At 61.4% G+C, this 1,392-nt stretch carries 1 protein-coding gene; it reads left to right on the plus strand.

What is annotated here, in order from left to right:
• On the plus strand, nt 1-1,392 hold a 1,392-nt coding region (gene ahcY, locus A5782_RS05240; RefSeq protein WP_156623813.1), incomplete at both ends, for an adenosylhomocysteinase.

A 1,392-nucleotide genomic window follows, 5' to 3' on the forward strand; every position in this document is an offset into this window, starting at 1 on the left:
GACGACGACCGAAAATGCACTGTCCCCTGAGGTTCGAAACGGCATCGATTTCAAGGTGGCCGATTTGTCGTTGGCGGATTACGGTCGCCGGGACATTGAGCTCTCGGAGCAGGAGATGCCGGGTCTGATGTCGCTGCGCCGGGAGTATCACGATGTGCAGCCGCTTAAGGGTGCGCGCATTTCGGGTTCGTTGCATATGACTGTGCAGACCGCGGTGTTGATCGAGACGCTGGTGGCGCTGGGTGCGCAGGTGCGGTGGGCGTCCTGCAATATTTTCTCGACCCAAGACCATGCCGCGGCCGCGGTGGTCGTGGGCCCGCACGGCACCCCCGAGGAGCCCAAGGGTGTTCCGGTGTATGCGTGGAAGGGTGAGACGCTGCAGGAGTATTGGTGGGCGGCCGAGCAGGTGCTGACCTGGCCTGCGCTCGCGGACGGGACTGAAGCGCCGGCCAACATGATCCTGGATGACGGTGGGGATGCCACCATGTTGGTGCTGCGCGGCGCGCAGTATGAGAAGGCCGGCGTGGTGCCCCCCGATGAGGAGGACGATTCGGCTGAGCACCGGGTGTTTTTGAATCTGCTGCGTCAGCGTTTCGAGACCGATAAGGACAAGTGGACCAAGATCGCCGCGTCGATCAAGGGGGTCTCGGAGGAGACCACGACTGGTGTGTTGCGGCTCTATCAGTTCGCCGCTGCCGGTGATTTGGCGTTCCCGGCGATCAACGTCAACGACTCGGTGACCAAGAGCAAGTTCGACAATAAGTACGGTTGCCGGCACTCGCTGATCGATGGCATCAACCGTGGTACCGATGTGTTGATCGGCGGTAAGAAGGTGTTGATCTGCGGCTATGGCGATGTCGGTAAGGGGTCTGCGGAGTCGGTGGCCGGCCAGGGTGCGCGGGTGACGGTCACCGAGATCGATCCGATCAACGCGCTGCAGGCGTTGATGGAGGGTTTCGACGTCAAGCGGGTGGAGGACGTGATCGGCGAGGCCGACATCATCATCACCACCACCGGGAACAAGGACATCATCACCTTGGAGCACATGAAGGCGATGAAGGACAAGGCCATCCTGGGCAATATCGGCCACTTCGACAACGAGATCCAGATCGCCCGGCTGGAGAAATCCGGTGCCACCAAGACCAACATCCGCCCGCAGGTCGATCTGTGGACGTTCCCCGATACCGGCAAGTCGATCATTGTGTTGTCCGAGGGGCGGCTGCTGAACCTGGGTAACGCCACCGGGCACCCGTCGTTCGTGATGAGCAACAGCTTCTCCAACCAGGTCATCGCCCAGATCGAGTTGTGGACCAAGAACGACGAGTACGACAACGAGGTCTACCGGCTGCCCAAGCACCTCGACGAGAAGGTGGCCCGCATCCACGTGGAGGC

This window comes from Mycobacterium sp. 852002-40037_SCH5390672 (genome assembly GCF_001665875.1).
GTDB lineage: Bacteria > Actinomycetota > Actinomycetes > Mycobacteriales > Mycobacteriaceae > Mycobacterium.